The organism is Propioniciclava sinopodophylli (assembly GCF_004324755.1).
GTDB classification, from domain to species: Bacteria; Actinomycetota; Actinomycetes; order Propionibacteriales; family Propionibacteriaceae; genus Propioniciclava; species Propioniciclava sinopodophylli.
Genome location: NZ_SDMQ01000003.1, coordinates 126,543 through 150,846, shown reverse-complemented (window position 1 = coordinate 150,846; position 24,304 = coordinate 126,543). Strand labels below are relative to the sequence as shown.

Genomic DNA, 24,304 nt, shown 5'->3' with positions numbered 1-24,304 from the left:
GCCGTGCCCAGGCTCTTCGGTACCGATGGTGTCCGGGGCAAGGCGAACGTCGACCTCACCGCAGAGCTCGCTCTCGAGCTCTCGGTGGCGGCCGCGCACGTCCTCGGCGAGTCCGGGGCATTCGAGGGTCACCGTCCGGTGGCCCTCGTTGCGCGTGACCCGCGTGCCTCCGGCGAGTTCCTCGAGTCGGCCGTCGTGGCCGGTCTCGCGTCGGCGGGCGTCGACGTCATCCGGGTCGGCGTCGTGCCCACCCCCGGCGCGGCCTTCCTGGTCAACCACCTGGACGCCGACCTGGGCGTCATGCTGTCGGCGTCCCACAACCCCATGCCCGACAACGGCATCAAGTTCTTCGCCCGCGGTGGGGTGAAGCTCGATGACTACCTGGAGGACATGATCGAGGCGCGCCTCGGCCAGGAGTGGGAGCGCCCGACGGGCGAGCGCGTCGGCCGCGTCAGCGACCGTCCCGAGCTCGTCGAGGCCTACGTGGCTCACCTGGTGTCGTCGCTGGGCGCCGAGGGCAGCCTGCACGGGCTGAAGGTCGTGCTCGACTGCGCCAACGGCGCGGCGTTCATGACCGGCCCGGCGGCCTTCGAGGCCCAGGGTGCGGAGGTCGTGGCGATCCACGCCGAGCCGACCGGCCTCAACATCAACGAGAACGCCGGCTCGACCCACATGGACGGCCTCCAGGCCGCCGTGAGGCACCACGGCGCCGACCTCGGCTTCGCCTTCGACGGGGACGCCGACCGCTGCCTCGCGGTGGACGCCGACGGCACCATCGTGGACGGCGACCAGATCCTCGCGATCCTGGCGCTGGCGCTCAAGCAGTCGGGTGCCCTGCACTCCGACACCGTGGTGGCGACCGTGATGAGCAACCTGGGCTTCTTCCAGGCCATGCAGGCGCACGGGATCCGCGTGGACCAGACGAAGGTGGGCGACCGCTACGTGCTCGAGTCCATGAACGCCAACGGGTTCGCCCTGGGCGGTGAGCAGTCGGGCCACGTCATCATGAGCGAGTTCGCGACCACCGGCGACGGCGTCCTCACGGCGCTGCACGTGGCCGCGCAGGTCATCTCGTCGGGGCGCTCGCTCGCCGAGCTCGGCGCGGTGATGACCCGCCTTCCGCAGGTGATGATCAACGTCAGGGACGTGAACAAGGCGCGCGCCGGCATCGACCCCGAGGTCAACTCGGCCGTCACCGCCGCGAGCCGTGAGCTCGGCTCGGGCGGCCGCGTCCTGCTGCGCCCCTCGGGCACCGAGCCCGTCGTGCGCGTCATGGTCGAGGCTGGGACGACCGAGCGTGCCACCGAGGTGGCCGAGCGGCTGGCGTCCGTCGTGCGGGAGCGCCTCGCGCTGTGAGCCGGGCCAACGCGGGGAGGGGGCGCTCCAGCGCCTCGACGATCGTCGGCCTCATGGCCGCGGTGCTGGTCGGCGCGTTCGTGCTGGCCAGCACGCTGGTGTCGATCCTGCCCGCGTTCCGGTTCGAGTCGCAGTTCCCGACCATCCTGCCGTTCTTCGCGTGGGCGGGCGCCACCGGGGTGGGTCACGTGGCCAACCTCGGTCGTGGCCTGCTCGAGCCGTGGCGGCTCGCGCTGGGCTACGTCTCGGTGGCGCCGTACGTGCTGGTGATGCTCGTCAGCGCCGCCGCCCCGCACCTCACGCTGCCGTGGTGGCTGGCCGTCGTCGCCGCCCTGGCGGCCGCGGCCCCGTTCGTCATCCTGGCCGTCCGGGCCGGGACGCCCCTGGCGATCGACCCGATCAAGGACGCCGACCCCGGCAGCCAGCGGGGGACCTTCCTCATCGGCATCGCGCTCATGCTCATGGGGTACGCCGTCGCCGGCCCGTCGGTCAGCGGCGCCGTGCTGGCCGTCCTGCTGGCCGTCGGGCTGGGGGTCGTCAGCATGATGACGCACGGCCTGGCCCGGGCGTCCCGCACGTGGCGGCTGCGGCACTGGGCCGCGCTGGCGCTCGGCTCGCTGGCGGTGTGGGCGTCCGTGCTGCTGCGCGGTACCACCGAGGTGTTCGACACCGCGTGGGGCGTGCTCGGGGCCGTGCTGGCCGCCGGCGTCCCGCTGCTGGTGGTCAACGCGAGGGAGTCCCGCCGCGCCTCCTGATTTGCCGAGGACTCGCCTAACTACCGCCGAGGACTCGTGGTCGTCGCGACGACCACGAGTCCTCGGCGGTAGTTAGGCGAGTCCTCGGCGGTTGCGGCGGTTCAGACCTTCCGGATGCGGATCCACTCGATGTCGTGTGCGCTGTCCTTGCGCAGGATCGCCGTGGCGCGCCCGCGCGTGGGCAGGATGTTCTGCACGTGGTTGGGGCCGTTGATGGTGTCCCAGATGCGCTCGGCGTAGGCGCGGGCGTGCGCGGCGTCCATCTCGGCGAAGCGCGCGAAGTACGAGCGCGGGTCGCGGAACGCGCTCTCCCGCAGCCCCATGAAGCGCTCCAGGTACCAGGAGCGCAGGTCGGACTCGTCGGCGTCCACGTAGACGGAGAAGTCGAAGAAATCGCTGACGGCCAGCGAGGACAGGCCGGTGCGGTTGCGCCGGGCCGGCTGGAGGACGTTCAGGCCTTCGACGATCAGGATGTCGGGGTGGCGCACCGTGATGAACTCGCCGGGCACGATGTCGTAGACCAGGTGGCTGTACACGGGGGCGCTCACCGCGTGGACGCCCGACTTCACGTCCATGACGAAGCGCAGCAGCGCCGCCCGGTCGTAGCTCTCGGGGAAGCCCTTGCGCTCCATGATCCCGCGCCGCTGCAGCTCGGCGTTCGGCAGAAGGAACCCATCGGTGGTGACCAGATCGACGCGCGGGCGACCGGGCAACTGCGACAACAGCTCCACCAGCAGGCGGGACGTGGTCGACTTGCCGACCGCCACCGACCCGGCCACCCCGATCACGAACGGCGTGCGCGCCTCGGACAGCCCGAGGTAGTTGTGGGTGCTGCCGTACAGGTGGCCCGTGTGCAGGACGTAGTGGTTCACCAGCTCGGTCAGCGGCAGGTACACGTCGCGGACCTGGGCGAGGTCGATCGTGTCCAGCCGGGACCGGATGCCCTGGAGCTTCTCCTCGGTCAGGTGGACCGGCATCTGTTCGGCCAGCTCGGCCCACTTCCGGCGGTCTGCCAGCACGTAGGGGCCGAACTCGTCGACCCCGCTGGAAGCCCGTCGGGGAGGCTGCTCCGTGGGCGCTACGCTGATTCCCATGTGCGGAATTATCGGCTATGTCGGCCCCCAAGGTGCGCAGAGGGTGCTCGTCGACGCGTTGCGGCGCATGGAATACCGGGGTTACGACTCGGCAGGCATCGCCCTGGTGGGCCCGGACGGCATCGCCTCGGCCAAGAAGGCCGGCAAGCTCGTCAACCTCGAGAACGAGCTCGAGGCCTCCCCGATCAAGGACGCCAACCTGGGCATCGGGCACACCCGCTGGGCCACCCATGGCGCGCCGTCGGACGCCAACGCCCACCCGCATGTGTCAGCCAACGGCCGCGTGGCGCTGATCCACAACGGCATCATCGAGAACTTCGCCTCCCTGAAAGCAGAGCTGGTCGCCGAGGGCGTCCCGTTCAAGTCCGAGACCGATTCCGAGGTCGCCGCCCAGATGCTGGGCCGCGAGGTCGAGCGTGGGGCGTCCCTGGCTGACGCGCTGCGCGCGGTCAGCCGCCGCCTGGAGGGCGCCTTCACGCTCGTCGCGGTGGACGCCGACGACACGGGCACGCTGGTCGCCTCGCGCCGCAACAGCCCGCTCGTGGTGGGCGTCGGCGAGGGCGAGATGTTCGTCGCCTCCGACGTGGCGGCCTTCATCGAGCACACCCGCGAGGCCGTCGAGATGGGGCAGGACGAGGTCGTCGAGGTCACGGCGTCCGGCTACCGGGTCACCGACTTCCGCGGCAACGAGACCCAGGGCAAGCCCTACCACGTCGACTGGGACCTCTCGGCCGCCGAGAAGGGTGGCTTCGACTGGTTCATGCGCAAGGAGATCCACGAGCAGCCCCAGGCCGTCGCGGACACCCTGCTGGGCCGCTTCGACGCCGACCGCCGCCTGACGCTGGACGAGGTGCGCATCAGCGAGGCCGAGCTGCGCACGATCGACAAGATCGTCATCGTGGCCTGCGGCACGGCCTTCTACGCGGGCCTGGTCGCCAAGTACGCCATCGAGCACTGGACGCGCGTGCCGTGCGAGGTCGAGATCGCCTCCGAGTTCCGCTACCGCGACCCGATCATCACCGGCCGCACGCTGGTCGTCACCATCTCCCAGTCGGGCGAGACCGCCGACACGCTGATGGCCGTCCGGCACGCGCGCGAGCAGGGCGCCAAGGTCATCGCGATCTGCAACACCAACGGCTCGACCATCCCGCGCGAGTCGGACGCCGTCCTCTACACCCACGCGGGCCCCGAGATCGGGGTGGCCTCCACCAAGGGCTTCATGACCCAGGTCGCCGCCTGCTACCTGCTGGGCCTCTACCTCGCGCAGGTGCGCGGCACGAAGTACGGAGACGAGATCGCCACGATCATGCGCGAGCTGGAGTCGATGCCGGCCAAGATCCAGAAGGTGCTGGACGCCCAGCAGCAGGTGCTCGACCTGGCCGCCGAACTCGTCGACTCGAAGACCGTGCTGTTCCTCGGCCGCCACGTGGGCTACCCGGTGGCGCTCGAGGGCGCGTTGAAGCTCAAGGAGATCGCCTACCTGCACGCCGAGGGCTTCCCGGCCGGCGAGCTCAAGCACGGCCCGATCGCGCTCGTCGAGCAGGACCTGCCGGTCTTCGTCATCGTGCCCCCGCAGGGCCGCGACCAGTTGCACGACAAGGTCGTCTCCAACATCCAGGAGGTGCGCGCCCGCGGGGCCCGCACGATCGTCCTGGTCGAGGAGGGCGACCACGAGGTCGAGCCGTACGCCGACGTGCTGATCCGGCTGCCCCAGGCGTCCACGCTGCTGCAGCCGCTGCTGGCGACCGTCCCCCTGCAGGTGTTCGCGTGCGAGCTGGCGACCCTGCTCGGCCACGACGCGGACCAGCCGCGCAACCTGGCCAAATCCGTCACGGTCGAATGATCCTCGGGATCGGGGTCGACGTCTGCTCGATCGACCGCATCCGGGAGGCGTGCGCGCGCCCCGGGTTCACCGATCGCGTGTTCACCCTGGCCGAGCAGCAGGGGAGCGAGCAGACCCTCGCCGGCCGCTTCGCCGCGAAGGAGGCCCTCGCCAAGGCGCTGGGCGCCCCGGGCGGCCTGCGCTGGACCGACTGCGAGGTGCTGTCGGACGAGACCGGGCGCCCGTCGCTGCTGGCGACCGGCACCGTCGGCTCCCGGGTGGACGAGCTGGGCATCTCGCGCATGCACGTGTCGATCAGCCACGACGACGGCGTCGCCGTCGCGATGGTGGTGTGTGAGGGCTGACCTCTCTCCTGCCGAGGACTCGCCTAACTACCGCCGAGGACTCGTGGTCGTCGCGACGACCACGAGTCCTCGGCGGTAGTTAGGCGAGTCCTCGGCGGATAGGGGCGCTCAGACGCGCAGCCGGCGGCCCGTCGTGCGGGCGTACTCGGCCTGGCGGGCGGCGTGGAGCTGCTCGCGCTTGAGGGCGATGGCGTCCTCGTAGTGGGAGACCAGCTGGCCGCAGATGCCCGCCCACGTCCGGGGCGTGGTGGCCTCGCGGGCGGCCCGGCCCATGGCGGCGCGCTTGGCGTCGTCGCCGACCAGGTCGCGGACGTGGTCGCGCAGCCCCAGTAGGTCGCCGGGTGCGTACAGCCAACCCGTGCGTGAGGGGTCGACCAGGTCGATCGGCCCGCCCGAGGCTGGGGCGACGACCGGCAGGCCGGACGCCATGGCCTCCTGGATCGTCTGGCCGAAGGTCTCCAGCTCGCCCGGGGTCACGAACACGTCGAAGCTGGCCACGGTGCGAGCGAGTTCCTCGCCCCTGAGTTGGCCGGTGAACACGGCGTCCGGCAGGCGCTCCTGCAGCGCCTCGCGGGAGGGGCCGTCGCCGACCACCACGAGGCGCGTGTCCGGCAGGCCGGCCAGCACGTGCAGGTCGTCGACCTGCTTCTCCGGCGCCAGGCGGCCGAGGAACCCGACCACGCGCTCCCCGTTGGGCGCCCAGGTGGCGCGCAGGGCGTCCGACCGCTTGCGTGGGTGGAAGAGCTCGGCGTCGACACCGCGGCCCCAGATGCGCAGGTCGCCGATGCCGAGCGCGGCGAGCTGGGCCACGCTGGCCGAGCTGGGGGCGAGGTTCAGGGTGGCGGCCTGGTGCGTCCAGCGGACGCGCTGCCACAGGTAGGTCTCGACCGCCGGGATGCCGTAGCGCTTCGCGTAGCCGGGCACGTCGGTCTGGTAGACAGCCACGCTCGGGACGCCGACCTCACGGGCCGCCAGCGCGCCGCGGTAGCCCACGTTGATGGGGGAAGCGAGGTGGACGACGTCGGGCTTGAAGTCGGCCAGCGTCCACTCCAGCGAGATCTGCGGGGTGGTGCAGAGGCGCACCTGCTGGTAGCCCGGGAAGGCGACCGAGGCCATGTGCATCACGGGCGCGCCGCCATACGACGAGGGGGCGCCGGGGGCCTCGGGGGCGAGCACCAGCACGTCGTGGCCGTGGCCGACCAGGTGGTCGACCACCTTCAGGACCGAGTTGACCACCCCGTTCACCTCGGGGAGGAACGACTCCGTGATGATCGCAACGCGCACACCCGTATGACACCTTGTCAACGTGCATCGTTGCCCTCAGTTGCGTGGCGTGTCGGTGAACGGCGGGTGACGCGCGGGCGCCCTCCCACCGGGTGGGGGCGCTGGGGTAAGATGGGTCGGGTTTTTCTCCCGCCTCCTGCACGAAGGTCCCCATGTCCCACGACGCCCACGAGCTCGCCGCCGCCCTGCTGCCCGATGGCAGCGAGTTGACCGTGCGCCTGGCCGACCTGGCGGACGCCGAGGTGGCGCTCGAGCTCATGCACGCGGCCTTCCGCGCCCGCCCCGTCGTCGGGGAGGCCCCCGAGGCGCTCGGCGACGACCTCGCCTCCGTCCGTGCCCGCATCGCGCACGGCACCGGTTACCTCGCCTTCATCGACGGCGTCCCCGCCGGGCTGGTCATGGCCGCCCGCCAGCTCGGCGCCATGCGCCTGGGCCGCGTCGGCGTCCTGCCCCGGTTCCGCGAGCAGGGGATCGCCTCGTTCCTCGTCGGCGTCGTCCTGGAGCATCTGGCCGCCTCCGGCGAGGAGCACGTGCACCTGTTGGCCCGCAAGGAGTTCCCGCAGATCCTGGCCTGGTGGGCCAAGCACGGCTTCGCCCCCGACGACGAGGAGGGCAACTGCATCGTCATGGCGCGGTCGCTCCCGGTCGCGGTCGAGGTGCCGGACGCCGACGCCATGCGTGCGCTGGGGGAGCGGCTCGCAGGCGTCCTGCGCGCGGGCGATCTCATCATCGCCTCCGGTGACCTCGGGGCGGGCAAGACCACCCTCACCCAGGGCATCGGCGCCGGCCTGGGCGTCGTGGGCCCGGTCATCTCGCCGACGTTCGTGCTCTCGCGCGTCCACCCCGCGCAGGGAGACGGGCCCGCGCTCGTGCACGTGGACGCCTACCGGCTCGGCTCGTTCGCCGAGCTGGAGGACATCGACCTCGAGGAGTCCCTCGACACCGCCGTGACGCTCGTCGAATGGGGTGCCGGCGTCGCCGAGGGTCTCGCCCCGGGGCGCCTGGAGATCGACATCCGCCGCGGAATCGACCCCGAGGACGAGACCCGCTGGGTGTTCCTGACCCCCATCGGCCCCCGCTGGAGCCGCACGGCGCTGGCTGAGGCCGCCCAGGCGGTTCCCGGGGTGCGAGCGCCGGCGAGCCGCGCAGGACGCACCCCAAAGACCCCCGAGGAGACGCCATGACCACCACGCTCGCCGTCGACACCTCGACCGTCGTCGCCGCCGCGATCGCCGTGGACGGCCGCATCGTCGCCTCCGCGCGTGTCGACGACACCCGAGCCCACGCCGAGGAGCTCATGCCGCTCGTGCAGCGCGTCGCCGCCGAAGCGGGCGTCGCACTGGCCGATGTCGAGCGCATCGTCGCCGGCGTCGGCCCCGGGCCGTTCACCGGCCTGCGCGTCGGCGTCGTCACCGCGCTCACGCTCGCCGAGGTGCTCGCCGTGCCCGTCGCGGGCGCCTGCTCGCTGGACGCCGTAGCCGCCGAGTGGGCGTCCGCCGGGGCGCCCGAGGAGTTCCTCGTCGTCTCCGACGCCCGCCGCAAGGAGGTGTTCTGGGCCCGCTACGACGGCGCCGGACGCCGCCTGTCCGGCCCCGATGTCGCCGCCCCCGACACGCTGCCCGCCCTGCCGTTGGCCGGACCGGGCGCCCACCTCGTCGGTGCCGTCACCGGCCCCACCCAGTTGGACGCCGGCTGGCTGGCCGCCGCCGACCTCCCCGACGCCGGGCTGGAGCCTCTGTACCTGCGGCGTCCGGACGCCGAGGTGCCCACCAGGGTGAAGTCGGCGCTGCCGCAACCGCGCCTCTCCCTGCGGCGGACGCGGTGATCACGCTGGCCGTGGGCAGCGACCTGGCCCAGATCGTCACGCTCGAGGAGGAGTTCACCGACGCCCGGTGGAGCGCCCGCACGTGGGCCGAGGAACTCGTCGCCGACCGTGCCCTCACGCTCGTCAACAAGGACCGGTGGGGCCGACTTCTCGGCGTCGCGACCTTTCACTGGCTCGAGGACGTCGCCGACCTCAACCGCGTCGTCGTGCACCCCGCCCACCGGCGCGAGGGCATCGCCCGCCGCCTGATCGCCGCCGGCATGGAGTGGGCCGAGCAGGTCGGCGCCCGCCGCGTCCTGCTGGAGGTCGAGGAGCGGAACAGCCCCGCGATCCGGCTGTACGAGGACCTCGGCTTCATGGTGCTGGCGCGCCGCAGGAACTACTACGGCAGCGGGCTGGACGCCCTGGTCATGGAGCTGCCCCTGGAGAGTGAGTCATGAGCGAACCCCTGGTGATCGGCATCGAGTCGAGCTGCGACGAGACCGGCGTGGCCGTCGTCCGCGGGCGCGAGTTGCTGGCCAACGAGGTCGCCAGCTCGGTGGAGCAGCACGTCCGCTTCGGCGGGGTCGTGCCCGAGGTTGCCTCGCGGGCGCACCTGCAGGCCATGGTGCCGACGCTGCGCCGTGCGCTGCAGGCAGCCGACGTGGACGCCTCCGAGGTGGACGGCGTCTGCGTCACCGCCGGCCCCGGCCTGATGGGGGCGCTCGTCGTGGGGCTGTCGGCGGCCAAGGCGCTCGCCGTCGCGCTCGACAAGCCCCTGTACGGGCTGAACCACCTCGTCGGCCACGTCGCCGTCGACCTGCTCGACCACGGGCCGCTGCCGGAGCGCTTCGGCGCGCTGCTGGTCTCCGGCGGGCACACGTCGCTGCTGGTCATCGACGACATCACGTCGCAGATCACCGAGGTGGGCTCGACCATCGACGACGCCGCGGGGGAGGCCTACGACAAGGTTGCCCGCCTGCTCGGCATGGGCTACCCGGGCGGCCCCGTGATCGACAAGGTGGCCGCCGACGGCGACCCGCGGGCGATCGCGTTTCCACGCGGGCTGACGGCCAGGCACGACCTGGAGAAGCACCGCTTCGACTTCTCGTTCTCGGGGCTCAAGACCGCCGTCTCCCGGTGGGTGGAGACCGAGCGGCGCGCCGGGCGTCCGTTCGCGGACGCCGACGTGGCAGCCTCCTTCCAGGAGGCGGTCGCCGACGTGCTGACGGCCAAGGCCATGGACATGTGCGACCACTTCGGCCTGGACACCATCGTGCTGGGCGGCGGCGTCGCCGCGAACTCGCGGCTGCGCGGGCTGCTCGCCGAGCGTGCCGAGGGGCGCGGGGTGACCGTGCGGCGTCCGCGGCCGGGCCTGTGCACCGACAACGGGGCGATGATGGCGGCGCTGGGGGCCGAGGTCGTCCGGCGCGGGCACCGCCCGAGTTCGCTCGACATCGGCGCCAACTCGGGCCTGCCGATCTCGACCGTGCTGGTCTGAGCATGTCGAGGGCGACGCGCTCGTACCTGTTGCTGCTGCTCTGCTCGGTCATCTGGGGTTTCGCCTTCGTGGCCCAGCGGCTGGGCGCCGAGCACCTGGGTGCCTACTCGTTCAACGCGGCACGCGGGTTCCTCGGGGCGGCCGCGCTGCTGCCTCTGGTGTGGTTCCTCGACCGGCGCGCCCGGATCAGCCCCTTCGAGGCGCGCGCGGCCTGGGCTCGGGTGGCCCGCCCTGGCGTGTTCATCGGCCTGATGTTCTTCGGCGGCCAGACCCTGCAGCAGCTGGGCGTCGAGCAGACCACCGCCGGTAACGCGGCGTTCGTGACCGGCCTCTACATGGTGCTCGTGCCCGTGGCCGGCCGGTTCCTCGGCCAGCACACCGGCGTGTTCACCTGGCTCGGCATCGCGCTGGCCGTGCCCGGCCTCTTCCTGCTCACGTGGACCGGCACGGGCATCGGCCCAGGCGACCTGCTCGTGCTGGTGGGCACCCTCTTCTGGACGTTCCACATCCTCGGCGTCGGGCGCGTCGCGGCCCACGTCGACCCGATCCGGCTGTCGGTGGCGCAGTTCCTCGTGATGGCGACGCTGTCGGCCGTGGTCGCCCCGTTCGCCGAGGACGCCCCCTTCGCGGGCCTGCTGCCCGCCCTGGGGGCCGTCCTGTTCGCCGGCCTGCTGTCGACCGGCGTCGGGTTCACCCTGCAGGTGGTCGGGCAGCGGTACGCGCGGGCGTCCGTCGCGGCGATGATCATGTCGCTTGAGGCGATGTGGGGGGCGGTCGGCGGGGCGCTGTTCCTCGGCGAGCGCCTGTCGCTGCAGGGCTATTTCGGCGCCGCGATGATGATGGCCGGCATCCTGCTCGCCCAGGTGCCGACGAGGGCCGACCGGGCGCGCGAGGCCGAGCGCGCGGCGTCCGGCCAACCCACGGTCGTCCCGGTGCCCGAGCCGCCCTCGACCGCGCTGCGGGAGGACTGAATGCCCTACACCCCGATCGTCGGGACGCTGGCCTACGTCGTGCGCGGCGACGAGGTGCTGCTGGTGCACAGGACGTTCCGCGACGGCGACGCCCACCTCGGCAAGTACAACGGGCTGGGCGGCAAGCTCGAACCGGGCGAGGACGTCGTCGCCGGCATGCGCCGCGAACTGCGCGAGGAGGCCGGCATCGAGGCCACCGCCCTGCGCCTGCGCGGGACGATCTCGTGGCCCGGCTTCGGCGCCGGCGGCGAGGACTGGTTCGGGTTCGTCTTCATCGTGGACGCCTTCGCCGGCGAGCCGCCGGCGTCGAACGAGGAGGGGACCCTGCACTGGGTGCCTTTGGCCAACCTGCTCGGTGGCGCGCTGCCGTTGTGGGAGGGCGACCCCACCTGGCTGCCGCTGGTGTTCGACGAGCACATCACCCAGTTCCACGGTGTCATGCCCTACGCGGACGGACACCCCGCCGGCTGGAGCGTCACGCTCCTCTAGGCTCGGCCCATGGCTGAGCGCGCGTACGAAATCCTTCCCGGCAACCACGGAACCCGGGTCAAGGTCAACGTCCGAGGGAGCGCCGTGCTACGCATCCCGCGGCTGAACCGCGGCACGGCGTTCACGCCCGAGGAGCGCCGCAGGCTCGGCCTCGTCGGCCTGCTGCCCGCCCACTCCACCCCGTTGGAGGGCCAGCTTCACCGCACGTACCAGCGCTTCCTCGCCGCGGGCAACCCGCTGCAGCAGTTCGCCTACCTGCGCGGGCTGCGCGACCGCAACACCGTCTTGTTCTACCGGCTGGTGAGCGAGCACCTCGAGGAGATGATGCCGATCATCTACACGCCCACGATCGGCGACGCGATCCTCGAGTTCAGCATGATGTTCCGCCAGGTCAACGGCGTCTTCCTCAACATCAACGCCCCCGAGGTGATCGACGAGTCGCTGCTCGCCATCGGCCGCCGCCCCGAGGACGTCGACATCGTCATCGTCACCGATTCGGAGGGCATCCTCGGCATCGGCGACCAAGGGGTCGGCGGCGTCGAGATCTGCCTGGGCAAGAAGAGCCTCTACACCGCGGCGGCGGGCGTCGACCCGAACCGCATGGTGCCGGTCGTGCTCGACGTCGGCACCGACAACCTGCGCCTGCTCAACGACGACCTCTACCTGGGCCTGCGCCAGGCGCGCGTGCGCGGTGAGCGCTACGACGCGTTCATCGAGGAGTTCGTGGCCGGGGTCCAGCGGGTGTTCCCGCACGCGATGATCCACTGGGAGGACTTCGGCGCCGACAACGCCCACCGGATCCTGACCACCTACCGCGACAAGGTGTGCACCTTCAACGACGACGTGCAGGGCACCGCGGCCGTCGTCGGGGCCGCCGCGCTCGCCGGGGTGCGCGCCAAGGGCGAGAAGCTCTCCGCGCAGCGCGTCGTGATCCACGGGGCCGGGACGGCCGGCATCGGCATCGCCGACCTGCTGGTCGACCTCATGGTCGCCGAGGGGCTGACCCCCGAGCAGGTACGCCAGCGGTTCTGGGTCACTGCCAGCCGTGGCCTCGTCACGGACGCCCCGGGCGCGAAGGCGCGCGACTTCCAGCGGCCCTACGGTCGGGCCCACGGCGAGGTCGAGCACTGGACCCTCGACGAGCCCGGCCACATCGGGCTGGCCGACGTGGTGCGCAACGTGCACCCGACGATCCTGATCGGCACGTCGGCGCAGCCGGGGTCGTTCACGCAGGAGATCGTGACCGACCTGGCCTCCCACACCGAGCGGCCGATCATCATGCCGCTGTCGAACCCGACCTCGCTGGTCGAGGCCACCCCGGCCCACCTGCTGGAGTGGACGTCCGGGCGGGCGCTCATCGCCACCGGGTCGCCCTTCGACCCGGTCCGGTACGAGGGCGTGGAGTACACGATCGCCCAGGCCAACAACGCGTTCATCTTTCCGGGGCTGGGGCTGGGCGTCTCGGTCTGCCGGGCCTCGCGGGTCACCGACGGCATGATCGGCGCTGCCGCGCAGGCGCTGGCCTCGCTGGTGCGGATCAGCCGTCCCGGCCAGTCGATCCTGCCGGCCCTGAACGACCTGCGTCGCGTGTCCGCGACCGTCGCGATCGCCGTCGCCAAGGCGGCCGAGGCCGAGGGCGTCGCCGGTGAGCCCCTCACCGACCCCGTGCAGGAGGTCTTCGACGCCATGTGGCAGCCCGTCTACCCCGAGTTGATCATCGAGGACTGATGACCGGGGAGTTGGGATAGATGCTCCTCGAAAGTGAATCTGCACCTGCTCCAGCGGGTGCAGATTCATTTTCGAGGTGCATCTGTGTGTCCGGCGTCCGGAGTTGTCCACAGATCCGGTCGCTGGCGGTCACACGGGGCGTCCGACCCGCTTGGCTGGACGCATGGACCCCCAGTTGAGACCCTTCTCCGCCCTGCAGGCCGAGGGCTGGACGTCGTACGACCTCCGACGGGCGGTGGCTGCCGACGAGCTCGTCCGACTCACGCGCAGCGTCTACGCGCCGGTGGTCCAGCTGTCCCCTCGGGAGCTACACCTGCGGCGGGCCGCTGCCCTGCTCAGCACCCATCGGGATTCAGTCGTGCTGTCGCACGCGTCGGCGGCGATCGCGCACGGGCTGGCCGTCCAGCACGACAACCCGCCGCTCGTGGACCTCACCACGCCGCCCCCCGGCCGCGGCAGGCGGACGCCCGCGTACCACCTGCGCTGTGCACGCCTCGAGCCGGACGAGGTCGTCAGCGTCGGTGAGCTCCGCGTGACGTCACTGGCGCGGACGGTCGCGGACCTCGCCCGCACCACCCCCTTCACCTGGGGGGTCATCGTCGCCGACCAGGCGCTGTCGGCCGGGACGACAAAGCTGGAGCTGTCCGCAGCGGTCGAGGCCAGCAGCCCCGCGGCGGGGATGGCCCGGGCACGGCAGGTCGTCCTGTTCACTGACGCTCGCTCGGAGTCGGTGGCCGAATCCGCGAGCCGCGTGACGATCGCGCGCACGGGGTTGCCCCGCCCGGTGCCCCAAGTGCCGATCGAGGTGGACGGACGCATCATCGCCCGCGGCGACTTCGGCTGGGAGGACTGGAAGCTGATCGGCGAGATGGACGGCGAGGTCAAGTACCGCCCGGGCGACGACCCCGACACCACGCCCGAGGCGGTCATGGCCGCCCAGAACCGGCGCCAGGAGAGGATCCGCCAAGCTGGGTACTGGGTTACACGCTGGGGCTGGTCCCAGGCCTGGGACGTGGGCGCCATGCGGCACCTGCTGCGGACGGCGCTCGAGCAGCAGGGCTGGCGTCCGTGACGTCGACAGATGCACCTCGAAAGTGAATCTCCTCCCGCTCCAGCAGGTGCAGATTCACTTTCGAGGTGCAGTTGTGTTTGGGGCGGTCCTTCGGGATCTTGGTTCGACCCTTCGAGCCTCGCCTCGCTCGCATTTCAGGGGCCTCGGCCTCAGGCGTCCGCGTAGCCGTTCGGGTTGGCGGACTGCCAGCGGTAGGTGTCCGCGCAGGCCTGCTCGACCGACAGCTCGGCGCGCCAGCCGAGTTCGGCCTGGGCCTTGGTCGGGTCCGCGAACGACGCCGCGACGTCACCCGGACGCCGGGCCACGACCTCGTAGGGGATCTCCACCCCCGCGGCAACCTCGAACGCCCTGACGATCTGCAGCACCGACGTCGGGTTGCCTGTGCCGAGGTTCCACACGTGGTAGCCCTCGACCGTCTCCAGCTTCGCCAGGGCAGCGAGGTGGCCCGCGGCGAGGTCGACGACGTGGATGTAGTCGCGCTCGCCCGTGCCGTCCGCGGTGTCGTAGTCGTCGCCGAAAACCATCAGCTTGTCGCGGCGTCCGGACGCCACCTGCGCGACGAACGGCAGCAGGTTGTTGGGGATGCCCTTCGGATCCTCGCCGATGCGGCCCGAGGCGTGCGCGCCGATGGGATTGAAGTAGCGCAGGACGCCGACGGCCAGCTCGGGCCGGGCCGCGGCCACGTCGGCCAGGATCTCCTCGATCATCGCCTTCGTGCGGCCGTAGGGGTTGGTGGCGCCGGTGGGGGCGTCCTCGACGAAGGGCGGCTCGGACTCCTCGCCGTACACGGTCGCCGAGGACGAGAAGACGATGCGGTTGCAGCCATGCTTGGCCATGGCGTCCAGCAGCGTGAAGGTTGAGCCGAGGTTCTCGCGGTAGTACGTGAGCGGGATCTGGGTCGACTCGCCGACCGCCTTCCAGCCCGCGAAGTGGATTACGGCGTCGGGGGAGAAGGAGGCGAAGGCCTCGTCGAGTGCCGCCTCGTCGCGGACGTTCGCCTCGACGAACCGGGCCTCCCGCCCGACGAGGGAGGCGACGCGTCGCAGCGACTCCTCCGAGGAGTTCGACAGGTCGTCGACCACCAGCACGTCGTGGCCGGACTCCAACAGGGCGAGGGTGGTGTGAGAGCCGATGTAACCGGCACCCCCGGTGACGAGAACGCGCATCAGGATCCTTTCGTGTGGCACACACGGTATCCCCTCGTCGCCGCCGACCCGAACGGCATCCGGACCAGGCCGACGGCAGCAGTACGCTTCTGGCCATGAAGTTCCTCAAGGTGCTCCTGGCCCTCATCGGTATCGCCGGCGTCATCGGCGCCGCGGTCCTGCTCGGCCAGTTCGCCCTCGACTCCCGAGAGCTCATCGGTGCCGCACAGCGCTACGACGGCGCCAAGGTCATCCGTGACCCCTTCGTCACCACCTCGATGCTGACCGGCATCGGCGCGGCTGCCGGACTGTTCCTGGGGCTCGCGATCGGCCTGCCGAGTCGCTCCCGTGGCCAGATCCGTCGCGATACCCTGGACGAGGTCAACGCCGGGCGCAACGCCGCCATCGCCAACCGCGCGGCCGAGCGGACGGCCATCCCCGAGGGCCCCGAGGCGCAGGCATGAACCTCGGCGACGCCGACCGCGTCGTCGTCACCACCTTCGACGCGGCGGGCCAGCCCACCACGTCGTCGGAGTTCGTCGTCCCCCTCGGCGAGGACCGCATCGGCCTCTGGACGCCCCACTCCACCCCGTGGGTGGAGCGGCTCAACCTGTCCGACGTCGTCGCCGTCCAGGCGGCCAACACCGCCGGACGCGTTCTGCGCACCGAGCCCGTCCTCGAGGGACGCGCCGAGCTCGTCTGCGAGGGCGTCGACCTCGAGCAGGCCCACACGCTGACTCGCGACAAGTACGGACTGGCCGCCGCCGTCGTCGGCGCGGTCGACTGGGCCTGGGAGGTCGGAGGCACGCGGACGCCCCCGGGCGTGGTCGTCGTCCACATCGTCGGCTAGGCCGATGGACCTCGCGACCGCCCGCTGGCTCACCTCACCGGACGCCGCCGCGGCGCTCGCCGCCGCCACCGCCGAGCCGGACCCCGGCAGCCTCGCCGCCGCCACCCGCCTGCGCGCCCTCGTCGACCCTGACCAGGCCGCCGCCGTGCTCAACCAGGCGGCGCTGCGGCGCAGGGCGTCCGCCAAGTTCGGCACCCGCGCGGGCTCGCTGTTCCTCACCCCGGACGCCCTCGAGCAGGCCACCCGCGCCCCCGTCGCCGCCCGCCGCGCCGCGCGCCTCGCCCGCGTGACGGACGCGGTGGTCGACCTCGGCTGCGGCATCGGGGCGGACGCCCTCGCCCTGGCCGACGCGGGCCTCGACGTCATCGCCGTCGAGCGCGACCCGGTCACCGCCGAACTGGCTGCGGCGAACCTCGGGCGTCCGGTGCTGGTGGGGGACGCCGAGGAGCACTGGCTGGCGCTGGCGTCCGACGGGGTGGGCGTGTTCGCCGACCCGGCCCGGCGCACGGTGTCCGGCCGGACGTGGCGGGTGGAGGACCTCTCACCACCGTGGTCGTTCGTCGAGGCCCTGCTGGCGGGTGACCGTCCGGCGTGCGTGAAGCTCGGCCCGGGTGTGCCGCACGCGATCGTCCCCGCCCACGTGGAGGCCGAGTGGGTCTCCGACGGCGGTACCGTCGTCGAGTGCGCGTTGTGGGCCGGTCCGGGGGCGACGCCCGGGAGGCGCGTGGCGGTGGTGGACGGGGCGGAGCTCGCCGGCTCTTCCAGGCTGGTTGCTCACACCCCGGGGACTTCCAGCGCGTTCACCCCAGGGGCCTCCTACCTCTACGAACCCGACGGCGCGGTGGTGCGGGCCGGGTTGGTGGACGAGTTCGCCCGGCTGGTCCGCGCCGAGCGCATCGCCGACGGGATCGCCTACCTGGTCGCCGACTGGTACATGCCGACGCCGTTCGCGAGGGTGTTCCGCATCCTCGAGGTGCTGCCGTACGACGAGAAGACGTTGCGCGCGTGGGTGCGCGAACAAGGCGTCGGCACGCTGGAGATCAAGAAGCGCGGTATCGACGTCGACCCGGCCGAACTGCGCCGCCGGCTCAAGCCGAAGGGGAGGGCGTCCGCCACGCTCGTGCTGACCCCGACCCCCGAGGGCGCCCGCGCGCTGGTCTGCGCACGCGTCGACTGAGCTCACGACCGACACGCTGGCGGCCCCCGTTTAGCACTCGGGTTGAACGAGTGCCAACGCGTGGCTAGAGTCGGCGTTAGCACTCGACCATCGAGTCTGCCAGCCCGCGGCGGCACCGCGACGACGTCGGGGGCAGGCATCGAAGGAACAAACCCAGGGCCCCTCCCGGCCCTCACGAACGAAAGGGCACCATCGTGGCCGTCACGATCAAGCCGCTCGAGGACCGCGTCCTCGTCCAGCCCCTGGAGGCAGAGACCACCACCGCCTCGGGCCTGGTCATTCCCGACACCGCCAAGGAGAAGCCGCAGGAGGGCAAGGTCGTGGCGACCGGCCCCGGCCGCATCGACGACAAGGGCAACCGCGTCCCGCTGGACGTCGCCGAGGGCGACGTCGTCATCTTCTCCAAGTACGGCGGCACCGAGGTCAAGTACGACGGGAACGAGTACCTGCTGCTCAACGCCCGCGACATCCTCGCCGTCGTCTCCAAGTAAGGAACCCAACCCATGGCAAAGATCCTTCAGTTCGACGAGGAGGCCCGCCGCTCGCTCGAGCGTGGCGTCGACGCCCTCGCCAACGCCGTGAAGGTGACGCTCGGCCCCAAGGGCCGTTACGTGGTGCTCGACAAGAAGTGGGGCGCCCCGACGATCACCAACGACGGCGTGACCGTCGCCAAGGAGGTCGAGCTCACCGACCCGTATGAGAACCTCGGCGCACAGCTCGCGAAGGAGGTCGCCACCAAGACGAACGACGTCGCCGGTGACGGCACCACCACCGCGACCGTGCTGGCCCAGGCGCTCGTCCACGAGGGCCTCCGGGCCGTCGCCGCCGGGGTCAACCCCGTCGGCCTCAAGCGCGGCATCGAGGCGGCCGTCGAGGCCGTCAACGCCGAGCTGGTCGCCAACGCCAAGCAGGTCGACACCACCGAGGACATGGCCAGCGTGGCCACGATCTCGAGCCGCGACGAGGAGATCGGCGCGCTCATCGCCGAGGCCTTCGACAAGGTCGGCAAGGACGGCGTCATCACCGTCGACGAGTCCAACACCTTGGGCACCGAGCTCGAGTTCACCGAGGGTATGCAGTTCGACAAGGGTTACCTGTCGCCCTACATGGTCACGGACGCCGAGCGGATGGAAGCCATCCTCGACAACCCGTACATCCTCATCTACTCGGGCAAGATCAGCTCGATGAACGACCTGCTCCCGCTGCTGGAGAAGGTCATCGGTGCCAGCGGCACCCTGTTCATCGTGGCCGAGGACGTGGACGGCGAGGCCCTCTCGACGCTCGTGGTCAACAAGATCCGCGGCACCTTCACCTCGGTCGCCGTCAAGGCGCCCGCCTTCGGTGACCGCCGCAAGGCCATGCTGGAGGACATCGCGATCCTCACCGGTGGCCAGGTCGTCGCGGCCGAGGTCGGTCTCAAGCTCGACCAGGTCGGCCTCGACGTGCTGGGCCGCGCCCGCCGCGTCGTCGTGACCAAGGACAACACGACCATCGTCGACGGCGCCGGCGAGGCGTCTGCGGTCGCCGCTCGTGTCGAGCAGCTCCGTGCCGAGATCAACCGCACCGATTCCGACTGGGATCGCGAGAAGCTCCAGGAGCGGGTCGCGAAGCTGGCCGGTGGCGTGTGCGTGATCAAGGTCGGCGCGGCCACCGAGGTCGAGATGAAGGAGAAGAAGCACCGCATCGAGGACGCCGTGAGCGCCACTCGTGCGGCCATCGAGGAGGGCATCGTCGCCGGTGGCGGCTCGGCCCTCGTCCATGCTGCTTCCGTCCTGGCCGACGGCCTGGGCAAGTCCGGCGACGAACTCGCCGGCGTCCGGATCGTCGAGAAGTCCGTCGTCGAGCCCCTGCGCTGGATCGCCGAGAACGCGGGTGAGCCCGGCTACGTGGTCGTGTCGAAGGTCAAGGAGCTTGGCCTGGGCAACGGCTGGAACGGCGCCACCGGCGGGTACGGCGACCTCGTCGCCGCCGGCGTCATCGACCCGGTCAAGGTGACCCGCTCGGCCCTGGCCAACGCGGCGTCCATCGCGGCCCTGCTGCTCACCACCGAAACCCTGGTGGTGGAGAAGCCGGAGGAGTCGGACGACAACCACGGTCACAGCCACTGATGGTTGGCTGAGCCTGTCGAAGCCGACAGAACCTTTCGAGGCCCCCGCGCGCTGAGCGTGGGGGCCTCGATCGTTTCCGCTGGCCGGCTCGGCAGGTGGTGGTGCAGGTCGGGCAGCGGTGGCGTCCGGCCCCTCGTGAGGGCCTCGCGCGTTCTGGGCGCTACTTCACCAAATGGGCGCTGATGTGCGCAACCGCATGGTGTAAGACTGATCGATATGATCAAGGCCTCAGGCATCAAGGTGATCGGATTGGTCACAAGGACCGGAAGGGCGGAGCGTGTACCAGCTCGACGACACAGACCGGCGTCTGCTGCTCGAACTCGACCAGGACCCGCGCATGACCGTGCTCCTGCTCGCGCAGCGCACCGGGCTCGCCCGCGGCACCGTCCAGGCGCGCTTGGAGCGGTACCGCACCGAGGGCGTCCTGCGGCTGGGCAGCACGATGGTGCCGCCCGCGGCGCTCGGCTACGGGCTGCACGCCACCGTGTCGGCCGAGCTCGACCAGCACCAGCTGGACGAGGCAGTCGAGGCCCTGCGGCGCATCCCCGAGGTGCTCGAGTGCCACGCGCCCGCGGGCGACATCGACCTGCTCTGCCACGTCGTCGCCCGCGACCCCGACGACCTCTACCGCGTCGCCGAGGAGATCCGCCTCTGCCCGGGCATCACCCGCACCTCCACGAGCGTGTACCTGCGCGAGGTCATCGGTTACCGCGTGCGACCCCTGCTGCGCCACGGGGGCGGCCCGCGGGCCCGGACGCGCCGGGCGCCGGTACGCTGACGCGGTGACCGCCACCCTCCCCGCACCCTCCGAGATCACGCCCCGGCCGAGCCTGCCGTGGGGGGTCGCGGCGGCCGTCGGCATGGTCGCGAGCGCCCTCATCGCCTGGGGGGCGGCCCACCCAGAGTTCTCGTTCAACCCCCTCGGCTGGCTCGAACCGATCGTCATGGCGATCGGCACCGCCCTGCCGATGCCGTGGAACCGCGTGGCCATCGTGCTGGGCTGCGTCATCCTCAGCGTGCTGTGGTGGCTCCTGCGTCCCCACGCCGGACGCCGCGCCATCGCCCGCCCCGGCCTCCTGCTGGCCCTCTGGTCGCTGCCGCTGCTGCTGACGCCGCCCGTGCTGTCGGGCGACGCCGTCCTCTACGCCGACTCCGGCTGGATCGAGAACGCCGGCGGGTCCGTCTACGCCGACGGCCTCGGCAGCGCAGGTGGCCCGTTCGCGCCGTCCGTCGACGAGCTCTGGCGGGGGAGCGGTGTCGCCTACCCGCCCCTGACCCTGCTGGTCAACCAGCTCGTCGTGGCGCTGACCGGCAACGACGACTACTGGTCGTTCGTCGCCATGCGCCTGCCCGCCATCGTCGGTGTCGCGTTGATCGCCTTCACCGTGCCGCGGATCGCCGCGTACCTGGCCGAGAAGCCTTGGTCGGGTCGGCCCGGCGGCCCTTCGAGGCTCGCTTCGCTCGCACCTCAGGAACCGCCTTCGCTCGCACCTCAGGGAGCCTCTGCCGGGGGCGCTGGGGACGGTGCGATCTGGTGGGGGCTGCTGAACCCGCTGCTGCTGGTGCACTTCATCGGGGGTGCCCACAACGATGCGCTGATGGTGGGGGCGTCCTTGCTGGCGATCTGGGTGACCGTGGTCGCCATGCAAAGCGACGACACCCGCAGGGCGCTGCTGCTGTGGGTGGTCGCCCCCGTGCTCGTGGGCGTCGCGATGGCGCTCAAGCAGCAGGGCGGGCTGACGGTGCTGGCGGTGGCCGGCATCCCGATCATCGACCAGCTGCGCGCCCAGCCGCCCGGACGCCGACTCGTGACGTACGGCGTCCGGACGGCCGGCGTGACGGCCGTCGCGGTGGCCACGTTCGTCCTCATCGCCTTCCTCTCCGGCAAGGGGTTCGGGTGGACGGCTTGGCTGACGTTGATGGGCACCGCCGGGACGCCCGCGCCCTTCGCCCTGCTCGGTCAGTTCGGGGGCGACCTCATCGCGTGGCTGGGCGCCGACCCGTCCGGGTTCCGCTTCGCCGTGGGGATGGCGTCCAACATCACGCTGCTGGCGGTACTGGCCTGGGTGGTCATCCACTTCAGCGACCGGCCGGTGTCGGCGGTCGGCTGGGGGTCGCTCGCCGTGGCCATCCTCGGCCAGTCGATGCACCCGTGGTACGTCCCGTGGAGCCTGGCCCTGCTGGGCCTCGTGCCGCTCACCGACAAGCAGCGGCGCTGGGTGGCCGGTTTCGTGCTCGCGTTCCTCGTCTGGAATTCGATCCAGACGGTCCTGTGGCACGGGGACCACTAGACTCCGGGGCATGCGCGTCGCGGTGTCATCAGGGCGGCTCGGAGGCCACCTGGCCGCTGGGCTGCGATCGGCTGGGCACGAGGTCCTCTGCCTGGTGGAGCGCGAGGCGTCCGGCCCCGACGAGCGGCGCTGGGATCCGGCCGCCGGCCGCATCGACAACCCCGGCCTGTCCGACGTGGACGCCGTCGCCAACCTCTTCGAGGCCGACGTGTGGCGCCGCTGGACGCCCGAGGTGCGCGACGAGATCCGCGGCAGCCAGGTCACCGGCACCCTGACCATCGTCAGCCACCTCGAGCCCGACGGGCGCTGCCAGCGCTTCGCCAACCTGTCGGCCACCAGCTTCTACGGCGACCGCGGCGAGGAGATCCTGGACGCCGACTCGAGCGTTGGCGCCGGCTGGCTCGCCCAGGCCACGGCGGCCTGGGAGGCAGCCGCCCGGCACGCCCCCGTCTCGACCGTGCTCCTGCGGACGCCCATCGTGCTGGGCGTCGAGGGCGGCGCCTGGGAGCGTCGCCGGCGCGGCCCGCTGGCCGGACGGTTCGGCGCCGGACGCCAGTGGCGCACCTGGATTCACGTCGACGACTGGGTGGCCGCCACGATCCTTCTCCTGGAGGGCCGCCAGGAGGGCCCGGTCGTGGTCGCCGCGCCCAAGCCCGTCCGCGACGCGGACTTCGTGGCCGCACTCGCCGTCGCCTCCGGGCGGCGCCTGGGTCTGCCGATCCCCGAGCGCGTGCTGCGCCTGCAGTTCGGCGCCGACCTCACCCGCGAGGTGCTGATGGCCTCCCAGCGGGGGGAGCCGCGCATCCTGCCGACCGAACTCGGTTTCACCTACCGCTACCCGGACCTGGCCGACGCGCTGGCCCACCTCAGCTGAGGGCGGCGGCCATGGGCGGCAACCGGGAATGTCCGCGGCCCGAAGTATGCTCGGCCAGACGCCAGCGTGACGACGACAGGGGAGATGCGCGATGAACCACGATGACCTGACTCCGGCCGGCGTCCCGGCTCCGTTCGCCCCGTTGGGGCTGACGTTCGACGACGTCCTGCTGCAGCCCAACGAGAGTGACGTCATCCCCTCCGAGGTCGACACCGCCACCCAGGTGAGCCGCAACATCACCCTCCGCGTCCCGCTGATGAGCTCGGCGATGGACACGGTGACCGAGTCCCGCATGGCCATCGCCATGGCGCGCCAGGGCGGCCTCGGCATCCTGCACCGCAACATGGGCGCCGACGAGCAGGCCAACCAGGTCGATCGCGTGAAGCGGTCCGAGGCGGGCATGGTCGACCAGCCCATCACCACGACGGTCGACGCGACCATCGGCGCGGTCGACGAGATGTGCGGCACCTATCGCATCTCGGGCCTGCCGGTCGTCGACGACGCGGGCCGCCTGGTCGGCATCATCACCAACCGCGACATGCGTTTCGAGGACGATCCGAACCGCCGCGTCGGCGACGTCATGACCCGCATGCCGCTCGTCACCGGCCACCCGGGCATCGCGCCCGACGAGGCGCTCAAGCTGCTCGGCAAGCACAAGATCGAGAAGCTGCCGCTGGTGGACGCCGACGGCATGCTCACCGGCCTCATCACGCTCAAGGACTACGTGAAGTCCGACAAGTACCCCCTCGCCACGAAGGATCCGCAGGGGCGCCTGCGCGTCGGCGCCGCGATCGGCACCTTCGGCGACGCGTGGGAGCGCGCCATGCTGCTGGTCGAGGCCGGGGTGGACGCCCTCGTCACCGACACCGCGCACGGCCACAGCCGTTCCGAGATGGACCTCATCCGTCGCCTGAAGGCCGAGCCGCTGGCCGCCCATGTCGACATCATCGGCGGCAACGTCGGCACCTACGAGGGCGCCAAGGCCATCGTCGAGGCCGGCGGCGACGCCGTGAAGGTCGGCATCGGCCCGGGCTCCATCTGCACCACCCGCGTGGTCGCCGGCGTCGGCGTCCCGCAGGTCACGGCCATCTACGACGCCGCCCGCGCGGCCCGGCCCGCCGGTGTCCCGGTCATCGGCGACGGCGGCCTGCAGTACTCCGGCGACATCGCCAAGGCGCTGGTCGCTGGCGCCAACGCGGTGATGCTCGGCTCGCTGCTGGCCGGCTGCGACGAGAGCCCCGGCGAGCTGGTGTTCATCAACGGCAAGCAGTTCAAGAGCTACCGCGGCATGGGGTCGCTCGGCGCGATGAAGGCCCGCGGCAAGCAGGGTTCGTTCGCGGCCGACCGCTACTTCCAGGCGTCCGCGACGACCGACGACAAGTTCATCCCCGAGGGCATCGAGGGCCAGGTCGCCTACCGCGGCCCGCTGGCCGCCGTCGCCTACCAACTCATCGGCGGCCTGCGGCAGTCGATGTTCTACTCGGGTGCGCGCACCATCCCCGAGCTGCAGGAGCGCGGCCGGTTCGTGCGCATCACGTCGGCGGGCCTGCGCGAGTCGCACCCGCACGACATCCAGATGACCGTCGAGGCCCCCAACTACTCCAACCAGAAGTGAGTC

24 protein-coding genes are annotated in these 24,304 nt (G+C 71.7%); 21 read left to right on the top strand and 3 right to left on the bottom strand.

Translation table 11 applies throughout. The annotated features are described in order from the left end of the window. The first annotated feature begins 3 nt into the window (after positions 1–3). Positions 4–1,356, top strand: coding sequence for a phosphoglucosamine mutase (gene glmM, locus ET989_RS04725; RefSeq protein WP_131167403.1), 1,353 nt, complete (start codon positions 4–6; stop codon positions 1,354–1,356). Further along, positions 1,353–2,111 carry a hypothetical protein gene (locus tag ET989_RS04720; RefSeq protein ID WP_206662230.1) on the top strand — a complete coding sequence of 253 codons (759 nt, stop codon included), beginning with the start codon at positions 1,353–1,355 and terminating at the stop codon, positions 2,109–2,111. The genes glmM and ET989_RS04720 overlap by 4 nt, the downstream gene beginning before the upstream one ends. A 101-nt stretch (positions 2,112–2,212) precedes the next feature. On the opposite strand, the gene coaA is transcribed toward ET989_RS04720, so the two are convergent. Next, positions 2,213–3,205: a type I pantothenate kinase gene (coaA, locus tag ET989_RS04715; protein ID WP_131167401.1), complete on the bottom strand. Its 993-nt coding sequence runs from the start codon at positions 3,203–3,205 to the stop codon at positions 2,213–2,215. Between coaA and glmS the strand changes: the two genes are divergently transcribed. After that, positions 3,204–5,048 carry a glutamine--fructose-6-phosphate transaminase (isomerizing) gene (gene glmS, locus ET989_RS04710; protein WP_131167400.1) on the top strand — a complete coding sequence of 615 codons (1,845 nt, stop codon included), beginning with the start codon at positions 3,204–3,206 and terminating at the stop codon, positions 5,046–5,048. The two genes, coaA and glmS, sit on opposite strands and share 2 nt — an antisense overlap. Then, positions 5,045–5,392 carry a holo-ACP synthase gene (locus tag ET989_RS04705; protein ID WP_131167399.1) on the top strand — a complete coding sequence of 116 codons (348 nt, stop codon included), beginning with the start codon at positions 5,045–5,047 and terminating at the stop codon, positions 5,390–5,392. The genes glmS and ET989_RS04705 overlap by 4 nt, the downstream gene beginning before the upstream one ends. A gap of 108 nt (positions 5,393–5,500) precedes the next feature. On the opposite strand, the gene ET989_RS04700 is transcribed toward ET989_RS04705, so the two are convergent. Next, complete coding sequence (locus ET989_RS04700) at positions 5,501–6,676, bottom strand: glycosyltransferase family 4 protein (protein ID WP_131167398.1); 1,176 nt, start codon at positions 6,674–6,676, stop codon at positions 5,501–5,503. Positions 6,677–6,828: 152 nt separating this feature from the next. Here ET989_RS04700 and tsaE point away from each other — a divergent pair, with 152 nt between their 5' ends. From tsaE to ET989_RS04660, 8 genes are all read left to right on the top strand, one after another. Further along, the gene (gene tsaE / locus ET989_RS15890; RefSeq protein ID WP_338324519.1) at positions 6,829–7,860 is read left to right on the top strand and encodes a tRNA (adenosine(37)-N6)-threonylcarbamoyltransferase complex ATPase subunit type 1 TsaE; all 1,032 of its coding nucleotides are present in this window, start codon (positions 6,829–6,831) and stop codon (positions 7,858–7,860) included. Next, the gene (gene tsaB, locus ET989_RS04690) at positions 7,857–8,501 is read left to right on the top strand and encodes a tRNA (adenosine(37)-N6)-threonylcarbamoyltransferase complex dimerization subunit type 1 TsaB (RefSeq protein ID WP_131167397.1); all 645 of its coding nucleotides are present in this window, start codon (positions 7,857–7,859) and stop codon (positions 8,499–8,501) included. Before tsaE ends, tsaB begins: the two co-directional genes overlap by 4 nt. After that, the gene (locus ET989_RS04685) at positions 8,498–8,941 is read left to right on the top strand and encodes a GNAT family N-acetyltransferase (protein WP_131167396.1); all 444 of its coding nucleotides are present in this window, start codon (positions 8,498–8,500) and stop codon (positions 8,939–8,941) included. The genes tsaB and ET989_RS04685 overlap by 4 nt, the downstream gene beginning before the upstream one ends. After that, entirely contained in the window at positions 8,938–9,981 is a 1,044-nt protein-coding gene (tsaD, locus tag ET989_RS04680; protein WP_131167395.1) for a tRNA (adenosine(37)-N6)-threonylcarbamoyltransferase complex transferase subunit TsaD, read from the top strand. The genes ET989_RS04685 and tsaD overlap by 4 nt, the downstream gene beginning before the upstream one ends. A 2-nt stretch (positions 9,982–9,983) precedes the next feature. Further along, on the top strand, positions 9,984–10,952 hold the full coding sequence (locus ET989_RS04675; protein ID WP_206662229.1) for a DMT family transporter: 969 nt from the start codon (positions 9,984–9,986) through the stop codon (positions 10,950–10,952). Next, positions 10,953–11,441: an NUDIX hydrolase gene (locus tag ET989_RS04670; RefSeq protein ID WP_131167394.1), complete on the top strand. Its 489-nt coding sequence runs from the start codon at positions 10,953–10,955 to the stop codon at positions 11,439–11,441. It abuts the gene before it with no gap. A gap of 9 nt (positions 11,442–11,450) precedes the next feature. Next, positions 11,451–13,169: an NAD-dependent malic enzyme gene (locus ET989_RS04665; RefSeq protein ID WP_131167393.1), complete on the top strand. Its 1,719-nt coding sequence runs from the start codon at positions 11,451–11,453 to the stop codon at positions 13,167–13,169. Between the two features lie 163 nt (positions 13,170–13,332). Continuing rightward, entirely contained in the window at positions 13,333–14,241 is a 909-nt protein-coding gene (locus ET989_RS04660) for a hypothetical protein (protein ID WP_131167392.1), read from the top strand. 149 nt (positions 14,242–14,390) lie between these two features. Here the strand turns inward: ET989_RS04660 and galE are convergent, their stop codons facing one another. Beyond that, positions 14,391–15,407: a UDP-glucose 4-epimerase GalE gene (gene galE, locus ET989_RS04655; protein ID WP_131167391.1), complete on the bottom strand. Its 1,017-nt coding sequence runs from the start codon at positions 15,405–15,407 to the stop codon at positions 14,391–14,393. A gap of 95 nt (positions 15,408–15,502) precedes the next feature. Between galE and ET989_RS04650 the strand changes: the two genes are divergently transcribed. The 9 genes from ET989_RS04650 (at position 15,503) to guaB (ending at position 24,301) form a co-directional block, all read left to right on the top strand. Then, positions 15,503–15,850 (top strand): hypothetical protein, encoded by a 348-nt coding sequence (locus ET989_RS04650; protein WP_131167390.1) that lies wholly within the window; start codon positions 15,503–15,505, stop codon positions 15,848–15,850. Further along, positions 15,847–16,236 (top strand): hypothetical protein, encoded by a 390-nt coding sequence (locus ET989_RS04645; protein ID WP_131167389.1) that lies wholly within the window; start codon positions 15,847–15,849, stop codon positions 16,234–16,236. The genes ET989_RS04650 and ET989_RS04645 overlap by 4 nt, the downstream gene beginning before the upstream one ends. A gap of 4 nt (positions 16,237–16,240) precedes the next feature. Further along, positions 16,241–17,413: a THUMP-like domain-containing protein gene (locus ET989_RS04640; protein ID WP_131167388.1), complete on the top strand. Its 1,173-nt coding sequence runs from the start codon at positions 16,241–16,243 to the stop codon at positions 17,411–17,413. A 194-nt stretch (positions 17,414–17,607) separates the two neighbouring features. Beyond that, positions 17,608–17,904: a co-chaperone GroES gene (gene groES / locus ET989_RS04635; RefSeq protein WP_131167387.1), complete on the top strand. Its 297-nt coding sequence runs from the start codon at positions 17,608–17,610 to the stop codon at positions 17,902–17,904. A 12-nt stretch (positions 17,905–17,916) separates the two neighbouring features. Continuing rightward, a complete protein-coding gene (gene groL, locus ET989_RS04630; RefSeq protein WP_131167386.1) occupies positions 17,917–19,521 on the top strand; it encodes a chaperonin GroEL in 1,605 nt (534 codons plus the stop codon). A 277-nt stretch (positions 19,522–19,798) separates the two neighbouring features. Next, positions 19,799–20,299, top strand: coding sequence for an Lrp/AsnC family transcriptional regulator (locus tag ET989_RS04625; RefSeq protein ID WP_131167385.1), 501 nt, complete (start codon positions 19,799–19,801; stop codon positions 20,297–20,299). A 4-nt stretch (positions 20,300–20,303) separates the two neighbouring features. Continuing rightward, positions 20,304–21,812 (top strand): polyprenol phosphomannose-dependent alpha 1,6 mannosyltransferase MptB, encoded by a 1,509-nt coding sequence (gene mptB / locus ET989_RS04620; RefSeq protein ID WP_131167384.1) that lies wholly within the window; start codon positions 20,304–20,306, stop codon positions 21,810–21,812. A gap of 10 nt (positions 21,813–21,822) precedes the next feature. Beyond that, positions 21,823–22,686: a DUF1731 domain-containing protein gene (locus tag ET989_RS04615; RefSeq protein WP_131167383.1), complete on the top strand. Its 864-nt coding sequence runs from the start codon at positions 21,823–21,825 to the stop codon at positions 22,684–22,686. 91 nt (positions 22,687–22,777) lie between these two features. Then, positions 22,778–24,301 carry an IMP dehydrogenase gene (guaB, locus tag ET989_RS04610; RefSeq protein ID WP_131167382.1) on the top strand — a complete coding sequence of 508 codons (1,524 nt, stop codon included), beginning with the start codon at positions 22,778–22,780 and terminating at the stop codon, positions 24,299–24,301. Positions 24,302–24,304 lie beyond the last annotated feature (3 nt).